The sequence below is a fragment of the Porphyromonas uenonis 60-3 genome (assembly GCF_000174775.1).
Taxonomy (GTDB): Bacteria; Bacteroidota; Bacteroidia; order Bacteroidales; family Porphyromonadaceae; genus Porphyromonas; species Porphyromonas uenonis_A.
This window is the reverse complement of sequence record NZ_ACLR01000042.1, coordinates 1-525: the sequence shown is the minus strand read 5'-3', so window position 1 is coordinate 525 and position 525 is coordinate 1. Positions and strand designations below refer to the sequence as shown.

Sequence of the window (525 nt, the reverse complement as noted above, 5' to 3'; positions counted from 1 at the left end):
TCAAAGTTGTAGAGCCAGTCGTTCTTGATGATTCCGTTAAGTCGCTCAGCCATAGCGTTGTGGAGAGGGTTGCCTGTCTGGGTAACGCTGGTTACGATGCCTAGGCTGGCCTCGTAGTCGGTCATCTGCTTGGAGACGTATTGACAGCCTCGGTCGCTATGGAAGATGAGTCCTTTGAGGTCAAAGCCATGCTTTTTGTAGAAGTCAACGGTCTGTTTTAGTGCGTTGTAGGGGCCCTCTGTGGAGAGCGTGGGCTGCAGGTCAAAGCCGGTGATGATGCGGCTATAAGCATCCATCGTCAGGGAGAGATATGCGAAGCCCCCTAAACACTTGACGTAGGTTATGTCTGATACGGTGAGCCGGCAATGGTCGGTGGCGATGTACTTAGGGGTGGTGTTCAGGTGGTCTTGGAAGCCGTGATTGACTACTCCTTTGGTCGTCTGGGGTGGACGCTTGCGCTTGCGACTTCTCAGCAGCATATCGTTGGCTCCTAACACTTTGTAGAGCCAGTCTCGACCTACTTGG

1 protein-coding gene is annotated in these 525 nt (G+C 53.1%); it reads right to left on the bottom strand.

Features of this window, described 5'->3' with window-relative positions:
* A partial coding sequence (locus PORUE0001_RS01355; protein ID WP_007364656.1) for a DDE-type integrase/transposase/recombinase occupies nucleotides 1–525 on the bottom strand: 525 nt, incomplete at both ends.